This is a genomic window from Streptomyces sp. NBC_00659 (assembly GCF_036226925.1).
GTDB lineage: Bacteria > Actinomycetota > Actinomycetes > Streptomycetales > Streptomycetaceae > Streptomyces.
Genome location: NZ_CP109031.1, coordinates 6,816,769 through 6,835,154, shown reverse-complemented (window position 1 = coordinate 6,835,154; position 18,386 = coordinate 6,816,769). Strand labels below are relative to the sequence as shown.

The window sequence follows — 18,386 nt, the reverse complement described above, 5'->3', positions numbered from 1 at the left end:
TGACTGCTCACCGCCGGCCAGCCTGGGAACCGCTTTACGAGCGCGGCTTCTCGCGCATCTCGTACGTCGCGATGACGTCGTCGACCTTGATGTCGTTGAAGTTGCCGAGGTTGATACCGCCCTCGAACCCTTCGCGGATCTCGGTGACGTCGTCCTTGAAGCGACGCAGCCCGGAGATGTTGAGGCTCTCCGCGATGACCTTGCCGTCGCGGATGAGGCGCGCCTTGGTGTTGCGCTTGACCTCGCCCGAGCGGACCAGGACACCGGCGATGTTGCCCAGCTTGGACGACTTGAAGACCTCGCGGATCTCCGCCGTGCCGAGCTCGACCTCCTCGTACTCCGGCTTGAGCATGCCCTTGAGGGCCGCCTCGATCTCCTCGATGGCCTGGTAGATCACCGAGTAGTACCGGACGTCGACGCCCTCGCGCTCCGCCATCTGCGCCGCGCGGCCCGCAGCGCGGACGTTGAAGCCGATGACGATGGCGTCGGAGCCGGTCGCCAGGTTGATGTCGGACTCGGTGACCGCACCCACACCGCGGTGCAGGACACGGATGTCGACCTCTTCGCCGACGTCGAGCTGGAGCAGCGAGGACTCGAGAGCCTCCACCGAACCGGACGCGTCGCCCTTGATGATGAGGTTGAGTTCCTGCACCAGACCGGCCTTGAGGGCCTCGTCCAGGTTCTCCAGGGAGAACCGGACACCCCGGCGGGCGAAGTTGGCGTTGCGCTCACGCGCCGCGCGCTTCTCGGCGATCTGACGCGCCGTGCGGTCCTCGTCGACAACCAGGAAGTTGTCGCCGGCGCCCGGGACGTTGGTGAGACCCAGGACCAGGACGGGGGTCGACGGACCCGCTTCCTCGACGTTGTTGCCGTTGTCGTCGAGCATCGCCCGGACACGGCCGTACGCGTCGCCGACCACCATGGTGTCGCCGATTCGCAGCGTGCCGCGCTGGACCAGGACCGTCGAAACGGCACCGCGGCCGCGGTCGAGGTGGGACTCGATCGCGATACCCTGCGCGTCCTGCTCCGGGTTGGCCCGCAGGTCGAGCGAGGCGTCCGCGGTCAGGACCACGGCCTCCAGCAGGGCGTCGATGTTCAGACCCTGCTTGGCGGAGATGTCGACGAACATCGTGTCGCCGCCGTACTCCTCGGCCACCAGACCGAACTCGGTGAGCTGACCGCGCACCTTGGTCGGGTCGGCACCCTCGACGTCGATCTTGTTGACCGCGACCACGATCGGCACGTCGGCCGCCTTGGCGTGGTTCAGCGCCTCGATCGTCTGAGGCATCACGCCGTCGTTGGCCGCCACCACGAGGATCGCGATGTCGGTCGACTTGGCACCACGGGCACGCATGGCGGTGAACGCCTCGTGACCGGGGGTGTCGATGAAGGTGATCTTGCGCTCTTCACCGTTGACCTCGGTCGCGACCTGGTACGCGCCGATGTGCTGCGTGATACCGCCGGCCTCGCCCGCGACGACGTTCGTCTTGCGGATGGTGTCGAGAAGGCGGGTCTTACCGTGGTCGACGTGACCCATGACGGTCACGACCGGCGGACGGACCACGAGGTCGTCCTCGTCGCCCTCGTCCTCGCCGAACTCGATGTCGAAGGACTCGAGCAGCTCGCGGTCCTCCTCCTCGGGGCTGACGATCTCGAGGACGAAGTTCATCTCGTCCGCGAGGAGCTTCAGCGTCTCGTCGGAGACGGACTGCGTGGCAGTGACCATCTCGCCGAGGTTCATCATCACGCCGACGAGCGACGCCGGGTTGGCGCCGATCTTCTCGGCGAAGTCGGTGAGGGAGGCACCGCGCGACAGGCGGACGGACTGTCCGTTGCCGCGAGGCAGCATCACGCCGCCGACGGACGGGGCCTGCATGGCCTCGTACTCCTGGCGCCTCTGCCGCTTCGACTTGCGACCACGACGCGCGGGACCGCCGGGACGGCCGAACGCACCCTGTGTGCCACCACGGCCACCGGGACCACCCGGACGACCGCCGAAGCCGGGACGACCGCCGCCACCGCCACCGGGACCACCGGGACGACCGGCGAAACCGCCGCCACCGCCACCGGGACCACCGGGACGACCGGCGAAACCGCCACCGCCGCCACCGGGACCGGCCGGACGGCCGGCGAAGCCGCCACCCGGACGACCGCCGCCGCCACCGGGACCACCGGGACGACCGCCACCGGCACCGGGACCGCGGCCACCGGGGCCGCCGCCGGGACGCGGGCTGCCCGCGGCCGGACGCTGAGGCATCATGCCGGGGTTCGGACGGTTACCGCCCGGACCGCCGCCGGGACGCGGGGCCTGCGGACGGGGCATGCCGCCCGGAGTGGGACGGGCACCGCCCGGACCGCCCTGCGGACGCGGAGCGCCGCCGGGACCGCCCTGGGGACGGGGAGCACGGTCCTGGCCGCCCGCGCCCTGCGGACGCGGACCACCGGGGGCACCGGCGCCACCGGGACGCGGGGCACCACCCGGGCGGGGCGTCTGCGGACGCGCCATGCCGGTGGAGCCACCAGAGGTGAACGGGTTGTTGCCCGGACGGGGACCGGCCGGACGGGCACCCGGACGCGGAGCCTGGCCGCCGGGACGCGGGGCGCCCTGACGGTCGCCGCGCTCGGGACGGTCGCCGCGCTCGGGACGGTCGCCACGACCCTGACCACCCTGACCGGGACCACCGGCCGGACGGGCACCGGGACGCGGAGCCTGGCCCGCGGGACGCGGGGCGCCCGGACGGGGAGCACCCGCGGCGGGAGCCGAGGGGGTCTGCGGCGCGACCGGCGCCGACGGCGGTGCCGTGAACTCGGCCGCGACCGGGGCCGGAGCCGCCTGAGCGGGCTTCGGGGCCGGCTTGGGACCCGGCGTCGGGCGCGGGCCCGCTGCGGCCGGGGTGACCGGAGCAGCCGCGGGCGTCTCGGCCGCGGCCGGCTTCGGGGCCGGCGGGCGCGGGGCGGCCGGACGGGCCGCCTGCGCCGGAGAGGGGGCGCCCGGCTTCGCCGGGGCAGCCTTGCGCGGGGCGGGCTTGCCGCCACCGTTGCCCTGCTGGAGGGCATCTGTCAGTTTACGTACGACGGGGGCCTCGATCGTCGAGGACGCCGAACGGACGAATTCACCGAGTTCTTGGAGCTTGGCCATGACGACCTTGCTCTCTACGCCGAACTCCTTGGCGAGTTCGTATACCCGGACCTTAGCCACTTCGCTCCTTTTAGGTCCGGGTCTGCGTCCGGACCGTCGCTACTTCATGGGCGTACTCATCGCGTGCTCATCGAGTGCTCATCGCAATCTCGACCTACTTCCAACTCGCGGAATACCAGGGCCGCACGGAGGTTCCGCACGACGCTCTCTTACGGGTTTGCCTGCTCGACGTAGAGGCGCAACGCCTCGGTGTCGAGCGGTCCCGGGGCGCGCAGCGCCCGTGGGATCGCCCGGCGGCGGACCGCCAGATCGAGACAGACCAGAACGGGATGCACGTACGCACCCCGGCCGGGCAGCGTACCGCGAGGATCGGGGGCACATTCGCCCTCGACCGCCACGATGCGCAGCAAGTCTCTCTTGGCCGCTCGCTCCCGGCACGCCACACAGGTGCGTTCAGGGCATGCGCGGGCTCGCGTCCGGCCAGACACTCTTGAGTCTACCTCCCCGTACCGACCTCACCCCTTTGGGGCAAGAATCGAACGGTTGTTGTCGTGATGTAAGCGATGCGCGGGCCGGATCTATTCCCGGACTATTCCCCGCGCTGCTCGCCGGGCTGCTCGGTGTCCGGACGGATGTCGATCCGCCAGCCCGTGAGGCGTGCGGCGAGGCGGGCGTTCTGGCCCTCCTTGCCGATCGCCAGCGACAGCTGGTAGTCGGGGACCGTCACGCGCGCGGAGCGGGCGGCGAGGTCGACGACCTCGACCTTGGAGACACGGGCCGGGGAGAGCGCGTTGGCCACCATGTCCGCCGGGTCGTCCGACCAGTCGACGATGTCGATCTTCTCGCCGTTCAGTTCGGCCATCACGTTGCGCACCCGGCCGCCCATCGGGCCGATGCAGGCGCCCTTGGCGTTCAGACCGCTGCGGTTGGACCGGACGGCGATCTTCGTGCGGTGGCCGGCCTCACGGGCGATGGCGGCGATCTCGACGGAACCGTCGGCGATCTCCGGCACCTCCAGCGCGAAGAGCTTCTTCACGAGGTTGGGGTGCGTACGGGACAGGGTCACGGACGGACCGCGGACGCCCTTGGCCACCCGTACGACGTACGAGCGAAGCCGCAGGCCGTGCTCGTACTTCTCGCCGGGGACCTGCTCCTGCACCGGCAGGATGGCCTCCAGCTTGCCGATGTCGACGAGCACGTTCTTCGGGTCGCGGCCCTGCTGGACCACACCGGTGACGATGTCGCCCTCGCGGCCCGCGTACTCGCCGAGGGTCGCGTCGTCCTCGGCGTCCCGCAGTCGCTGCAGGATGACCTGCTTGGCGGTGGTGGCGGCGATCCGGCCGAACCCCGAGGGGGTGTCGTCGAACTCGCGGGCCTCCTGCCCCTCCTCCAGGTCCTCGGGGTCCTCCTTCGCCCACACGGTCACATGGCCGGTCTCCCGGTCGAGTTTCACGCGCGCGCGCCGGCGGCTTCCCTCGGTGCGGTGGTAGGCGATGAGGAGGGCCGACTCGATCGCCTCGACCAGCAGGTCGAAGGAGATCTCCTTCTCCCGCACCAAACCCCGCAGGGCACTCATGTCGATGTCCACGGCTACGCCTCCTCTTCCTTCTTGTCCTTGCGGCTGAACTCGACCTGGACGCGGGCCTTGACGATGTCCCCGAAGGCGAGCCGCCTGGCGGTGGGCTTGCGCCCCTTCACGCCCGGCACCTCGACATCGAGACCGTCGTCCTCGACCCGCAGGATCCTGGCGAGCAGTTCGCCGTCCTCCGCCAGCTGGAACTTCACCAGGCGGTCGGTGGCGCGTACGTAGTGACGGTGCTCCTTGAGCTCGCGCTCGGCACCGGGGGTTCCGACCTCGAGGGTGTATTCACCCGAACCCATCGCGTCGGTCTCGTCGAGCTTCGCCGAGAGCGCTCGGCTCACATCGGCGATCGCGTCCAGGTCGGCACCTTCGTCCGAGTCGACGACGACGCGCAGTACACGCTTGCGGCCTACTGACTCCACTTCGATCTCTTCGAGATCGAGGCCCTGGGAGCTCACGAGCGGATCCAGGAGTTCTCGAAGCCTCTCGCTCTGGGTCGTGCTCATCCGGGTGACTCCTCGGCCGCGTGTGCTGTTGTGGGTTGGTCGCGTGTCAGCTCAAAGGGTATCCGGTCGCGGAGGGTGTTGCCGTCCACCGTGCGGGTGCGCCCGCGCCGGCGGGTGCCGCCGGACCTCCCCGAAATCGCGCCGGAGACAGTTGGAGGAGAGCCGCTGGGCCGTGATCGGCCGATGCGCGGGTACCGTGATCACGGGCAGCTCGCCCATACATTCGTACGAGCCCTCCGAGGACGTCTGCCGTGTCGTTCCCCCTGCCGTCGCGCACCCCGTCGGGTCCGCGCCGAAGGACCCTGCTCGCGGCCGCCGCGGGTGCCTTCGCGCTCGCGGGCTGTTCCGCCGCTCCCGAGTCGTCCGGCGACACGACGGGCGGCAGCCCCTCGCTCGCGGACCGGGCCCGCGCGCGTGCGGCCCGGGACAGCATGACGCTCTCCGACCGGTACACCGCGGTGATCGCCGCCCATCCCCAGCTGGCGGAGCGGCTCGGCCCGCTGCGGGGGGAGGTCGTCCGGCACGCGCAGGCGTTCGGGGGCGGCAGTGCGGGAGCCCCGGGGTCCGCGTCGGCTGCTCCGTCGGGGTCGGCGTCGGATACTCCGTCAGGGTCGGCATCGGATACTCCGTCAGGGTCGGCATCGGCGGCGGCGTCCTCGACGGAGTCTCCGTCCTCGTCCTCGTCGGCCTCGGAGTCGGCGTCCGCTTCGAGTTCGGCTTCCGGTTCGGCTTCGAGTTCGGCTTCGGCCGGTGTCTCGCCCGGCGTGGCGGCCCGTCCCAAGGACGCGCTCGCCGAACTCGCCTCGGCCGAACTGGCGCTCGCGGACGAACGGACACGGGCCCTGGTGGACGTCCCCGGCGAACTCGCCCGGCTGCTCGCCTCCGTGGCGGCGGCCGGAGCGGCCCACGCGTTCCTGCTGACGAAGGCGGCGAAGTGAGCAAGCGGACCAGAACCGAGGAAGCGGAGCTCAAGGCCCTCCAGGCCGCGCTGGGCGCCGAGCACGCGGCCGTCTACGGCTACGGCGTCGTGGGCGCCCGGATCGGCACAGCCCGTCAGACGGACGCCCGGTCGGCCTACGACGCCCACCGGGCGCGGAGGGACGAACTGACGCGGGAGGTCAAGGACATGGGCGCGGCACCCGAGGCCGCGTCACCCGCGTACGTGCTGCCGTTCCCGGTGACGGACACCGCCGCGGCGATACGGTTCGCGGCCGAGCTGGAGGAACGCGTCGCCGACGTGTACTCCGACCTCGTGCGCGCCGCCACGGGCGACCGGCGGCGGACGGCGGCCGGGGCGCTGCGCGAGGCCGCGGTCCGCGCGGTGCGCTGGAGCGGCGAGAGCGTAGCCTTCCCTGGGCTCGCCGAGCGGGCGGGCACCCCATCGGCCACGGCACCCTCGCCGACCTGACGCGACCTGGAAGGAGCCTCTCGCGCATGGACTCGCGCATGGCCTTCGAACCGCCGCGGCGCCTTCTCCGGGCGCTCGGCGAGACCCGCCGGAGCGGGCCGGAGGGCGCCGACGAGGCCGACGAGTGGCTGGAGCGGCTGCCCGAGCTGGCCCGAGGGGCCGTCGCTCTGCGCGAGTTGACCGTGGAGCGAGTGCAGGCTCCGGGTGGGCGCAGCAGTCTGGTCGTCCTGGTGCGCCGGGCCGACGGCACGCCCGCCGTGCTGAAGCTGGCGCCCGGGCGGGCGCGTCCGGAGGCCGAGCGGGTCGCGCTCGCCCACTGGGACGGCCGCGGCGCGGTCCGTCTTCTCGACGGCGGTGACACCGGGGAGACCTCCGGCACCGATGGCGTCCTGCTGCTCGAGCGGCTGCATCCTGACGTCTCCGTGCGGTCGCTGCCCGAGGCGAAGGCCCTGCTGGAGGCGGCGGGGACGCTGCGGCGGCTGTGGGTCGAGCCGCCCGCCGGCGCCGTCTTCGAGACCGTGGCGGAGCGGACCGGGCGACAGGCCGAGGCCATGCGGGCCACGGCGGGCGAGGCCGGGGCCGGGACCGGGGCTCTGGTCGACGCGGCGCTCGCGGCCCGCGAGGAACTGCTCGTCCAGCCGCCCGAGGCACTGCTGCTGCACGGCACGTTCCGGCAGAGCAAGGTGCTCGCCGGTGAGCGCGTGCCCTGGCTGGCGGTGGGACCGGACCCGGTGGTCGGCGAGTGCGCGTTCGACCTGGCCCGGCTGGTCCGCGACCGGGTGGAGGACCTCATCGCCTCGCCTTCGGGACCGTCGATCACCCGGCGGCGGATCAAGCGGCTCGCCGAGTCCCTGGAAGTGGACCAGGCGCGGCTGCGCGGCTGGACCCTGTTCCGTGCCGTCGAGTCGGGTGTCCGGGCGGGCCGGGTCGGCCGCCCCCAGGACGCCGAACTGCTGCTGGAGTTCGCCGGCTGGCTCTGAGCACCGGCCGGGGCCCCGGGTGTGGTGCCGCCGCCTGCACATACGGGAGGCCGGAGCGGAGCACCGCGGCCCCGGAAACGGCTGAGCGGCGCCCCGCACCCCTCCGGGGAGGGGTGCGGGGCGCCGCTCAGGTTGTCGGTCAGGCCGTCAGGCGGGCGATCGCCTCTTCGACGGTCAGTTCCTCACGCTCGCCGGTGCGGCGGTCCTTCAGCTCGACGACGCCCTCGGCCGAGCGGCGGCCCGCGACGAGGATCGTCGGTACGCCGATCAGTTCCGCGTCGGTGAACTTCACGCCCGGGGAGACGCCGGCACGGTCGTCGACGAGGACGCGGACACCCGCGGCGCCGAGCTTCTCGGAGACGTCGAGCGCCAGCTCGGTCTGGAGGGCCTTGCCGGCGGCGACCACGTGCACGTCGGCGGGAGCGATCTCCTTGGGCCAGCACAGACCCTGGTCGTCCGCCGACTGCTCGGCCAGCGCCGCGACCGCGCGGGAGACGCCGATGCCGTACGAGCCCATGGTCACGCGGACCGGCTTGCCCTGCTGTCCGAGGACATCGAGGCCGAAGGTGTCGGCGTACTTGCGGCCGAGCTGGAAGATGTGGCCGATCTCGATGGCGCGGTCCATCTTGAGGCCGGTGCCGCACGCCGGGCAGGGGTCGCCCTCCTGCACCACGACGACGTCGAGGTAGTCGTCGACCTCGAAGTCGCGGCCGGCCACGACGTTCTTCGCGTGTGTATTGATCTTGTTGGCGCCGGTGATCCAGGCCGTGCCGGGGGCGATACGCGGGTCGGCGATGTAGCGGACCTTCTCCAGGCCCTGGGGGCCCACGTAGCCGCGTACGAGGTCTTCGCGGCCCTCGAAGTCCTCGGCCGTGACGAGTTCGACGACGGCCGGGGCGAGGTGCTCGCCGAGCTTGCCGAGGTCGACCTCGCGGTCGCCGGGGACGCCCACGGCCACGATCTCGCCGTCGACCTTGACCAGCAGGTTCTTCAGGGTCGCGGAGGCGGGTACGCCGAGGTGCTCGGCGAGCGTCTCGATCGTCGGGGTGTCGGGGGTGTCCAGCTCCTCGACCGCGCCGTGCTCCCCGGAGACAGGCGTGAGCTTGAAGGTCACGGCCTCCGTGTTGGCGGCGTAGTCGCAGGCCGGGCAGTCCACGAAGGTGTCCTCACCGGCGGCGGCGGGCGCGAGGAACTCCTCGGAGGCCGAGCCGCCCATGGCGCCGGAGACGGCGGACACGATGCGGTAGTCCAGGCCGATGCGCGCGAAGATCTTCTGGTAGGCCTCGCGGTGCAGCCCGTAGGACTCGGCGAGGCCCTCGTCCGTGATGTCGAAGGAGTACGAGTCCTTCATCTGGAACTCGCGGCCGCGCAGCACACCGGAGCGCGGACGGGCCTCGTCGCGGTACTTCGTCTGGATCTGGTAGAGCATGACCGGCAGGTCCTTGTACGAGGCCACCTGGTCCTTCACCACCAGGGTGAAGATCTCCTCGTGCGTCGGGCCGAGCAGGTACTCCGCGCCCTTGCGGTCCTTGAGGCGGAAGAGCAGGTCGCCGTACTCCTCCCAGCGGGCCGAGGCCTCGTAGGGCTCCTTGGGCAGCAGGGCCGGCAGGAGGACCTCCTGGGCGCCGATCGCGTCCATCTCCTCGCGGACCACGCGGGAGATGTTGTCGAGGACCTTCTTGCCGAGCGGCAGCCAGGTCCAGATGCCCGCGGCGTTGCGGCGTACGTAGCCGGCGCGGACGAGCAGCTTGTGGCTGAGCGTCTCGGCGTCGGCCGGGTCGTCACGCAATGTCTTGACCATCAAACGGGACATGCGCTGGACCTGGGCCATGATTCTCGACTCCTGCTGCGTAAGGGTGATGTCTGGAGGTTAGCCGGGCAGCGGCCGTCCCCGGAAATCCATTAGGCGTGGCGCAGCGGAAGCGGGGCGCCCATCACGGCGTACGGCCTGGGTGCGCTGGGGAAGAGGACCTGCCGTGCGAGGTCCTCGTAGCCGAGGGAGCGGTACAGGCCGCGGGCCGGGCTGTCGAAGTCGATCGCGGAGAGGATCGAGCGGGGTTCTGCCGCGGTGTCCGTGATGGCGGTGATCAGGGTGCGGCCGACGCCCCGGTTCTGGAAGCGGGGGTGGACGTGCAGTTCGGTGATCACGAAGGAGTCGACCAGCCAGCCGTCATGGCCCTGGTCGCGCAGATACGGTTCGACGACGGTGGACCACCAGTGCGCGCGGTCGTTGGGCATGCCGTAGACGAATCCCACGAGCCGTCCGTCGACGGTGGTGGCGCCGAGCGCGCGGGCTCCCGGGTAGGTGACGTGGCGCAGCACGATCTGGCGTCGTACGGCGATCTCGTCGGCGCCGAGCCCGAAGGCGAGCGCCTGCACGGCGAGTGCCTCGTCGACGCGGGCGGCGAGATCCAGCGGGCCGATGACCACGTCGTCGAAGTCGCGGTGGCCGTGGCCGGGAAAGCGCAGCATGCCGGGAGACTACCTGGCGGACCGTGTGACGCGTGAGGTCCCGACGGGCCCGCACCGGGCGTCAGAACAGGACACTCATGAAGGCGCCGGCCTCCTGGAACCCGACGCGGCGGTACGTCGCCCGGGCCGCGGTGTTGAAGTCGTTGACGTAGAGGCTGACGAGCGGGGCGACGTCGGCGAGGGCGTAGCGCAGCACGGCGGCCATGCCGGGGGCCGCGAGTCCCCTGCCGCGGTACTCGGGGGCCACCCAGACCCCCTGGATCTGGCAGGCCTCGGCGGTCGCGGCGCCGATCTCCGCCTTGAAGACGACGTTGCCGTCCGGGTCGAGGCGGGCGAAGGACCGGCCCGAGCCGACGAGTTCGGCGACCCGGGCCTGGTAGAGCAGGCCGCCGTCGCCGGCCAGCGGCGAGACGCCGACCTCCTCGGTGAACATGGCGACGCAGGCCGGCATGATCGTCTCCATCTCGTCCTTGCGGATGCGGCGGACGTACGGATCCGGGGTGATGTCGGCGGGCAGCCGGTCGGTGACCATCAGCGGCTGGTGGGCTCGGATCTCGCGGGCGGGGCCCCAGCTCGGTTCGAGGAGCCGCCAGAGCTGGGCGGTGGATTCGGCGGGGCCGACGATCGAGGAGCAGCGGCGGCCGCTTCTGCGGGCCCGGTCGGCGAAGCCGCGCACGGCGCGCTGGGTGGCGCAGATCGGGACGAGGTTGGCGCCCGCGTAGCAGAGGGACCGCAGCATGCCGTCCTCGTACCAGCCCCACATCTCGCCGCCGAGCCGCCATGGGTCGAGCCCGGCGACCTGTACTCGGGAGGTGACGAACGCGTTCGCCACCGGCTCGCGGCCGAGGACGGCGAGCGCGGCGTCCAGGTCACTCGGTTCGAGGACCCTGGTGGTGGTCTGGGTCAACACGTACGGGGGCCTCACCCTGGGATCTGCTGATCTCCGCACTGTACCTGCCGTACTTGTGGCCCGCCGCCGAGTCCTCTGGCCGGACAGGGGAGCAGGCTGTCACCGGGGTGGGGCCTGGGGTTGTCGCCCGGGTGCGGGGCGTGGAGGTTGGCCGCGCAGTTCCTCGCGCCCCTGGGTGGGTCCGCGCGGCCGGAGTCCGGAAGGGAGCCTTGTTGTCCGCGGCTGCCGGAGCGGGCCCGGTGCCCGGGTGCGGAGGGTGGGGGGCTGGGCGCGCAGTTCCTCGCGCCCCTGGCATCCCGGCCGGAGCTCGAACGCGCCGCCTCGTTCCCCGCGCCTCCGGATGGCCGGGCGAGGTGTCTCGTCTCGCCCGGCCGCGGGCGGCGGGGTCAGCCAGCTACCGAGATCGTGGGTTCGCCGGAGGCGACTCCGTCGGCCTCCATCTGCTCGGCGAGCTTCATCGCCTCTTCGATCAGGGTCTCCACGATCTTCGACTCGGGGACGGTCTTGATGACCTCGCCCTTGACGAAGATCTGGCCCTTGCCGTTGCCGGAGGCGACGCCGAGGTCGGCCTCGCGGGCCTCGCCGGGACCGTTGACGACGCAGCCCATGACGGCGACGCGGAGCGGGACCTCCATGCCGGTGAGGCCGGCGGTGACTTCCTCGGCGAGCTTGTAGACGTCGACCTGGGCGCGGCCGCAGGACGGGCAGGAGACGATCTCCAGGCCGCGCTGGCGCAGGTTCAGCGACTGGAGGATCTGCAGGCCGACCTTGACCTCCTCGACCGGCGGGGCCGACAGGGAGACGCGGATGGTGTCGCCGATGCCCTCGGAGAGCAGGGCGCCGAAGGCGACGGCCGACTTGATGGTGCCCTGGAAGGCGGGGCCGGCCTCGGTCACGCCGAGGTGCAGCGGGTAGTCGCAGGCGGCGGCGAGCTGGCGGTAGGCGTTGACCATGACGACCGGGTCGTTGTGCTTGACCGAGATCTTGATGTCGCGGAAGTCGTGCTCCTCGAAGAGGGAGGCCTCCCAGAGCGCGGACTCGACGAGCGCCTCGGGGGTCGCCTTGCCGTACTTCTGGAGCAGGCGCTTGTCGAGCGAGCCCGCGTTGACGCCGATACGGATCGGGGTGCCGGTCTCCTTCGCGGCCCGCGCGATCTCCTTGACCTGGTCGTCGAACTGCTTGATGTTGCCGGGGTTGACGCGGACGGCCGCGCAGCCGGCGTCGATCGCGGCGAAGACGTACTTCGGCTGGAAGTGGATGTCCGCGATGACCGGGATCTGCGACTTCTTGGCGATCGTGGCGAGCGCGTCGGCGTCGTCCTGCGTGGGACAGGCCACGCGCACGATCTGGCAGCCGGACGCGGTCAGCTCGGCGATCTGCTGGAGCGTGGCACCGATGTCCGACGTACGCGTGGTCGTCATCGACTGCACCGAGACGGGTGCGTCTCCGCCCACGGCGACGGTCCCGACCTGGATCTGCCGGGTCTTCCGGCGCTCGGCCAGCTTGGTCGGAACGGACGGCATGCCGAGAGAAATCGCAGTCATCTGCTGTGCAACCCCAAGTTATGGTTCAAGGTCCCGGGAATCGTGGGCTCCGGGCTTCGAGATTACGGTACGGGCGCACCACCGGGCACATCACGCCCCGGCGTTCAAACCCACTCAACGGAAGACGGCCGGGCACCCAGGGTGCCCGGCCGTCGCCAACGCTGTACGGCTAAGAGATTTTCACGGGATTGACGACGTCTGCCACGAGGACCAACAAGGTGAAGCAGACGAAGATCCCGGCCACCACGTAGGCCACCGGCATCAGCTTCGCCACGTCGAACGGACCCGGGTCCGGGCGGCGCAGCAGCTTCGCGAGGTTGCGGCGCAGCGACTCCCACAGCGCGCCCGCGATGTGCCCGCCGTCGAGCGGGAGCAGCGGGAGCATGTTGAACAGGAACAGGGAGAGGTTGAACCCGGCGACCAGCAGGAGCATCATCGCGACCTGCTGCGACGCGGGGATGTCCAGGGTGAAGACATCGCCGCCGATGCGGGCCGCGCCGACCACGCCCATCGGGGAGTCGGCCTTGCGCGGGCCGTCGCCGAAGGCCGCGTCCCACAGGTCGGGGACCTTGCCGGGCAGCGAGACCAGGGACTCGACGCCGTTCTGCATCATGTCGCCCATGCGGTCCACGGACTGGCCGAAGGACTGCTCGACGATGCCGGTGGCGGGCGTGAAGCCGAACCAGCCGGCCTCCACGTACTTGCCCTCCACATAGCCGCCGCTGCCGTCGGTCCTGCTCACCGTGTTCTTGACCAGGTGGGCGGTGAGGCCGAGCTGCTCGCCCCCGCGGTCGACGGTGATCGTCACCTTCTTGCCGGGGTTGGAGCGGATGTCGGACTGAAGCGCGGACCAGTCCGGGACGGGCGTGCCGTTGAAGGCGACGATCTTGTCACCGGGCTTGAGTCCCGCCTCCGCGGCGGGCGCGACCGGGTCCTTCTTCGTGCACTTGTCGCGGTTCTCGCTGGCCTGGATCACGCAGGGGGAGACCGCGCTGACCGTGGTGGTCTGCGTGTTGATGCCGAACGTCATCATCACGCCGAGGAAGATCGCGACGGCCAGGATCAGGTTCATGAAGGGGCCGGCGAACATCACGATCACGCGCTTCCACGGCTTGCGCGTGTAGAAGAGGCGGGTCTCGTCGCCGGGCTTCAGCTCCTCGAACGCGGCCGACCGGGCGTCCTCGACCATGCCCCGGAAGGGGGACGTCGAGCGGGCCTCGATCCGGCCGTCCGGGCCGGGCGGGAACATCCCGATCATGCGGATGTAGCCACCGAGCGGAACGGCCTTGATGCCGTACTCGGTGTCGCCCTTCCTGCGCGACCAGATGGTCGGGCCGAAGCCCACCATGTACTGCGGCACCCGGATGCCGAAGAGCTTGGCCGTCGACAGATGTCCCAGCTCGTGCCACGCGATCGAGATCAGCAGGCCGATCACGAAGACGACTATGCCGAGGATCATCATCAGGGTCGTCATGCACGAGCCTCCGCGATTGTCATCTGTGCCGTCAGTTCACGGGCCCGGGCGCGCGCCCAGGTCTCCGCTTCGAGGACGTCCGCGAGGGTCAGGGAAGTTCCCGTACGCGGTGTGCCGTGTTCCTCGACGACCCGGGTGACGGTCTCCATGATCCCGTTGAACGGCAGTGTGCCGTTCAGGAACGCGTCCACGCACTCCTCGTTGGCGGCATTGAACACCGCCGGGGCCGTACCCGCGAGCTGCCCCACGTGCCGGGCGAGTCCCACGGACGGGAAGGCTTCCTCGTCGAGCGGGAAGAACTCCCAGTTCGAGGCCTTCGTCCAGTCGAAGGCGGGGGCCGCGTCCGGGACGCGCTCGGGCCAGCCGATGCCGATGGCGATGGGCCCCCGCATGTCGGGGGGCGTCGCCTGGGCGATCGTCGAGCCGTCCGTGAATTCCACCATCGAGTGGACATACGACTGCGGGTGCACGACCACCTCAATGCGGTCGAAGGGAATGTCGTAGAGGAGGTGCGCCTCGATGACCTCCAGTCCCTTGTTGACCAGGGTCGCGGAGTTGACCGTGATGACCGGGCCCATGGCCCAGGTGGGGTGCGCCAGGGCGTCGGCCGGCTTCACGTCCGCCAGCTCCGCCTTCGTACGGCCGCGGAAGGGGCCCCCGGAGGCGGTCACGACGAGTTTGCGTACCTCCGCGCGCGTGCCGGAGGCCAGCGCCTGGAAGAGGGCCGCGTGCTCGGAGTCGACCGGGATGATCTGGCCCGGCTTCGCCAGCGCCTTCACGAGCGGGCCGCCGACGATGAGCGACTCCTTGTTGGCGAGCGCGAGGGTGCGGCCCGCCTCCAGGGCGGCGAGGGTGGGCGCGAGGCCGATGGAACCGGTGATGCCGTTGAGCACGGTGTGGCAGTCGGACGCGGCGACCTGGGTGGCCGCGTCGGGCCCGGCGAGGATCTCGGGAAGGGTCTCACCGGGTGCGTACCGGGCCGCGAGGGCCTCCCTGAGCGCCGGGACTGCGTCCTCGCGCGCCACGGCGACCGTCCGTACCCGCAGCTGGTGGGCCTGCTCGGCGAGCAGGGCGACCCTGCCGCCGGCGGCGGACAGCGCGGTGACCCGGAACCGGTCGGGGTTGCGCAGCACGAGGTCGATGGCCTGGGTGCCGATCGAGCCGGTGGATCCGAGGATCACGACATCCCGGACTCCGTTCACGGGGTCGAAGACGAGATGCGGATCAGCGAGGGGGGCTGGACTGTCGCTCATCCCCCCATTGTGGCCGCATCGCGTCCGCCCGAAGACAGGGCGTCCCTCATTCCCGCCGTCTCGCCCCGTGACCGGTGGTGCCGGGGCGCCTCGGGGGCGCCCGCGAGGATCGGGCATTCCACGGGGCGGCGGCGGGCGGGTGCCCGTCCGCGGTGGCCGTGGCGTGGTCTGGCCGTCCTACTGATCCGCAGGTCAGCGCTTGCGGCGGCGCCGGGACGCGGGTCCGGACGACCGGGGACCGCCGCGCGCGGGCCGTGCGTCGGCGGGTGCTTCGGTGGGTCCGGGAACGGCCGACGCGGTCCTGAGCGGCTGTGCGGGGGCGAACGCGCCTTCGACCACACCGTCGGCCGTGTCGAGCGTCGGCGCGGTGAAGATCAGTCCGTCGGCACGGTCGCGGGGTTCCAGGGCCCTGGGGGCCGGGGCGGCGGTGTCGAGGTTGAAGACGTAGCCGACGGACTCCTCCTTGATGGCGTCGGTCATGGCTCCGTACATGTCGTAGCCCTCGCGCTCGTACTCGACGATCGGCTCGCGGCCGAGCGTCCAGCGCAGTCCGATGCCTTCGCGCAGGTAGTCCATCTCGTACAGGTGCTCGCGCCACTTGCGGTCGAGGACGGACAGGACGACCAGACGCTCCAGGTCGCGCAGGGCCTCCGGGCCGAGTTCCCTCTCGCGCTCCGCGTACCGGGCGCGGATGTCGTCGGTGACCGTCTCGAGGACCCGCTCTGTGGTGAGGTCCTCACGGCCGCCGTGGAGGTCCACCAGTTCCCCGACCGTGATCCCCACAGGGTAGAGCTGCCGTAGGGCTCCCCACAGCCTCTCCAGGTCCCATTCCTCGGGGAAGCCCTCGCCGGTCTCCCGCTCGACGTACGCCCGGACGGTGTCCTCCATGAAGTGCGCGATCTGTTCGTTCAGGTCCTCGCCGTCCAGGACGCGGCGGCGCTCGGCGTAGATGAGGGTGCGCTGCCGGTTGAGGACCTCGTCGAACTTCAGGACGTCCTTGCGCGACTCGAAGTGCTGCTGCTCCAGCTGGGCCTGGGCGGAGGCGATGGCGCGGGTGACCATCTTGTTCTCGATGGGCACGTCGTCGGGGACGTTCGCCATGGCCATCACACGGTCGACGACGTTGGCCCGGAACAGCCGCATCAGGTCGTCCTCCAGGGAGAGGTAGAAGCGGGAGGCGCCCGGGTCGCCCTGGCGGCCGGAGCGGCCGCGGAGCTGGTTGTCGATGCGCCGTGACTCGTGCCGCTCGGTGCCCAGTACGTACAGTCCGCCGAGCGCCGTGACCTCGTCGTGCTCGGCGGCGACCGCGGAGGTGATCCGGTCGAGGACCCCGCGCCGTTCCCCGGGGTCCGCGTCCTCGCCCGCCTCGGCGAGCGCCATCGCCTCGGGGTTGCCGCCGAGCATGATGTCGGTGCCGCGGCCCGCCATGTTGGTGGCCACGGTGACGGCGCCCCGGCGTCCGGCCTGGGCGACGATCTGGGCCTCCCGCCGGTGGTTCTTGGCGTTGAGCACCTCGTGCCGGATGCCCTGCCGGCGCAGCAGCGCGGAGAGCGTCTCGGACTTCTCGACGGAGGTGGTGCCCACCAGGACCGGCCGGCCGAGGGCGTGCTTCTCGGCTATGTCGGCGAGGACCGCGGCGTACTTAGCCTCCTCGGTGCGGTAGATCTGGTCGGGGTCGTCGCGCCGGACCATGGGCCGGTTGGTGGGGATCGGGACGACGTGCAGCCGGTAGATCTGGTGGAACTCGGCCGCCTCGGTCATGGCGGTGCCGGTCATGCCGGCGAGCTTGCCGTAGAGGCGGAAGAAGTTCTGGAGGGTGATCGTGGCGAGCGTCTGGTTCTCGTCCTTGATCGCGACGCCTTCCTTGGCCTCGATGGCCTGGTGCAGTCCCTCGTTGTAGCGCCGGCCGGCAAGGATGCGGCCGGTGTGCTCGTCGACGATCAGCACCTCGCCGTCCACGATGACGTAGTCCTTGTCCTTCCTGAAGTGCTCCTTGGCCTTGAGCGCGTTGTTCAGGTGTCCGATCAGCGGGGTGTGGTCGGACTCGTAGAGGCTGTCGATGCCGAGCTGGTCCTGGAGGTACTCGACGCCGGGGTCCAGGATCGACACCGTGCGCTTCTTGGGGTCGTACTCGTAGTCGTGCCCCGTCCGCAGGACGGCGAGGCGGTCCTTGTCGGCCTGCGTGGTGAACTGCTCCTCCTGCACCGCTACGCCCCTCATGTGCTGGACGAACGCGGCGAAGGCCTCGTACCAGTGCGTCGGCTGGTCGGCCGGCCCGGAGATGATCAGCGGGGTGCGCGCCTCGTCGATGAGGATCGAGTCGGCCTCGTCGACGATCGCGAAGTGGTGCCCGCGCTGCACGAGTTCGTCCTTGGAGCGGGCCATGTTGTCGCGCAGGTAGTCGAAACCGAACTCGGTGTTGGTGCCGTAGGTGACGTCGCAGGCGTACTGGGCACGCCGTTCGGCGGGGGTCGACTCGGCCCTGAGGACGCCGACGCTCAGTCCGAGGAAGCGGTACGCGCGCCCCATCCACTCGGCGTCCCGGCGGGCCAGGTAGTCGTTGACGGTGACGAGGTGGACCCCGTTGCCGGCGAGGGCGTTCAGATAGACCGGCAGGGTGCCGACGAGCGTCTTTCCCTCGCCCGTCTGCATCTCGGCGATGTGGCCGAGATGCAGTGCCGCTCCGCCCATGATCTGCACGTCGAAGTGCCGCATGCCGAGGATGCGGCGGGAGGCCTCGCGCATCGCGGCGAAGGCTTCCGGCAGCAGGTCGTCCAGGCTCTCGCCCGCGCCGAGACGCTCCTTGTACTCCGGTGTCAGGGCCTGGAGCTCCTCGTCGGACAGCGCCCTGAACTCCTCTTCCAGGGAGCCGGTCTGCGCGGCGAGGTGTTCGAGGCGGCGCAGCATCCGGCCCTCGCCCGCCCGCATGATCCTTCCGGTGATGGCGTCGAGCCCTTTTGCTGGCATAGGACATCCCTCGCAGTCCGGCGCGGTCGATGCCGGGGAGAACCGCCAGGGCGTCGTGGTGGATGTCCCCGTTCGCCGTTGCGTTCATTGTCGGCGCCCTGCTGCGGCGCGGCAAGCAGCAGGGCGGCGGACGGGCGGGAGCGCACCGCCG

At 71.1% G+C, this 18,386-nt stretch carries 14 protein-coding genes; 3 read left to right on the top strand and 11 right to left on the bottom strand.

The genetic code is table 11. The features are described 5' to 3' along the window. Positions 1-34 precede the first annotated feature (34 nt). The 4 genes from infB to rimP form a co-directional block, all read right to left on the bottom strand. The gene (gene infB / locus OG410_RS29945; RefSeq protein ID WP_329301940.1) at positions 35-3,199 is read right to left on the bottom strand and encodes a translation initiation factor IF-2; all 3,165 of its coding nucleotides are present in this window, start codon (positions 3,197-3,199) and stop codon (positions 35-37) included. A 149-nt stretch (positions 3,200-3,348) separates the two neighbouring features. Continuing rightward, on the bottom strand, positions 3,349-3,627 hold the full coding sequence (locus tag OG410_RS29940; RefSeq protein WP_329301939.1) for a YlxR family protein: 279 nt from the start codon (positions 3,625-3,627) through the stop codon (positions 3,349-3,351). 101 nt (positions 3,628-3,728) lie between these two features. Beyond that, entirely contained in the window at positions 3,729-4,727 is a 999-nt protein-coding gene (gene nusA, locus OG410_RS29935; protein WP_329301938.1) for a transcription termination factor NusA, read from the bottom strand. A 2-nt stretch (positions 4,728-4,729) separates the two neighbouring features. Next, positions 4,730-5,227 carry a ribosome maturation factor RimP gene (gene rimP, locus OG410_RS29930; RefSeq protein WP_328447446.1) on the bottom strand — a complete coding sequence of 166 codons (498 nt, stop codon included), beginning with the start codon at positions 5,225-5,227 and terminating at the stop codon, positions 4,730-4,732. A 251-nt stretch (positions 5,228-5,478) separates the two neighbouring features. Between rimP and OG410_RS29925 the strand changes: the two genes are divergently transcribed. The 3 genes from OG410_RS29925 to OG410_RS29915 are packed head-to-tail and all read left to right on the top strand — an operon-like array spanning position 5,479 to position 7,615. Further along, positions 5,479-6,165: a hypothetical protein gene (locus OG410_RS29925; protein ID WP_329301937.1), complete on the top strand. Its 687-nt coding sequence runs from the start codon at positions 5,479-5,481 to the stop codon at positions 6,163-6,165. Further along, on the top strand, positions 6,162-6,635 hold the full coding sequence (locus tag OG410_RS29920) for a ferritin-like domain-containing protein (protein ID WP_329301936.1): 474 nt from the start codon (positions 6,162-6,164) through the stop codon (positions 6,633-6,635). Before OG410_RS29925 ends, OG410_RS29920 begins: the two co-directional genes overlap by 4 nt. A 38-nt stretch (positions 6,636-6,673) precedes the next feature. Next, positions 6,674-7,615 carry an aminoglycoside phosphotransferase family protein gene (locus OG410_RS29915; protein ID WP_329304294.1) on the top strand — a complete coding sequence of 314 codons (942 nt, stop codon included), beginning with the start codon at positions 6,674-6,676 and terminating at the stop codon, positions 7,613-7,615. A gap of 139 nt (positions 7,616-7,754) precedes the next feature. On the opposite strand, the gene OG410_RS29910 is transcribed toward OG410_RS29915, so the two are convergent. The 7 genes from OG410_RS29910 to secA form a co-directional block, all read right to left on the bottom strand. Continuing rightward, complete coding sequence (locus tag OG410_RS29910; RefSeq protein ID WP_329301935.1) at positions 7,755-9,446, bottom strand: proline--tRNA ligase; 1,692 nt, start codon at positions 9,444-9,446, stop codon at positions 7,755-7,757. A 71-nt stretch (positions 9,447-9,517) separates the two neighbouring features. After that, positions 9,518-10,087 (bottom strand): GNAT family N-acetyltransferase, encoded by a 570-nt coding sequence (locus tag OG410_RS29905; RefSeq protein ID WP_329301934.1) that lies wholly within the window; start codon positions 10,085-10,087, stop codon positions 9,518-9,520. Between the two features lie 61 nt (positions 10,088-10,148). Further along, the gene (locus OG410_RS29900; protein ID WP_328671850.1) at positions 10,149-10,997 is read right to left on the bottom strand and encodes a GNAT family N-acetyltransferase; all 849 of its coding nucleotides are present in this window, start codon (positions 10,995-10,997) and stop codon (positions 10,149-10,151) included. A gap of 386 nt (positions 10,998-11,383) precedes the next feature. Beyond that, positions 11,384-12,541, bottom strand: a complete 1,158-nt coding sequence (ispG, locus tag OG410_RS29895; protein WP_326785167.1) for a flavodoxin-dependent (E)-4-hydroxy-3-methylbut-2-enyl-diphosphate synthase — start codon at positions 12,539-12,541, stop codon at positions 11,384-11,386. Positions 12,542-12,710: 169 nt separating this feature from the next. Further along, positions 12,711-14,015 carry a M50 family metallopeptidase gene (locus OG410_RS29890; RefSeq protein ID WP_329301933.1) on the bottom strand — a complete coding sequence of 435 codons (1,305 nt, stop codon included), beginning with the start codon at positions 14,013-14,015 and terminating at the stop codon, positions 12,711-12,713. Then, positions 14,012-15,268, bottom strand: a complete 1,257-nt coding sequence (gene dxr / locus OG410_RS29885) for a 1-deoxy-D-xylulose-5-phosphate reductoisomerase (protein WP_329301932.1) — start codon at positions 15,266-15,268, stop codon at positions 14,012-14,014. The genes OG410_RS29890 and dxr overlap by 4 nt, the downstream gene beginning before the upstream one ends. Before the next feature lie 192 nt (positions 15,269-15,460). Continuing rightward, positions 15,461-18,235 carry a preprotein translocase subunit SecA gene (secA, locus tag OG410_RS29880; protein ID WP_329301931.1) on the bottom strand — a complete coding sequence of 925 codons (2,775 nt, stop codon included), beginning with the start codon at positions 18,233-18,235 and terminating at the stop codon, positions 15,461-15,463. Positions 18,236-18,386 lie beyond the last annotated feature (151 nt).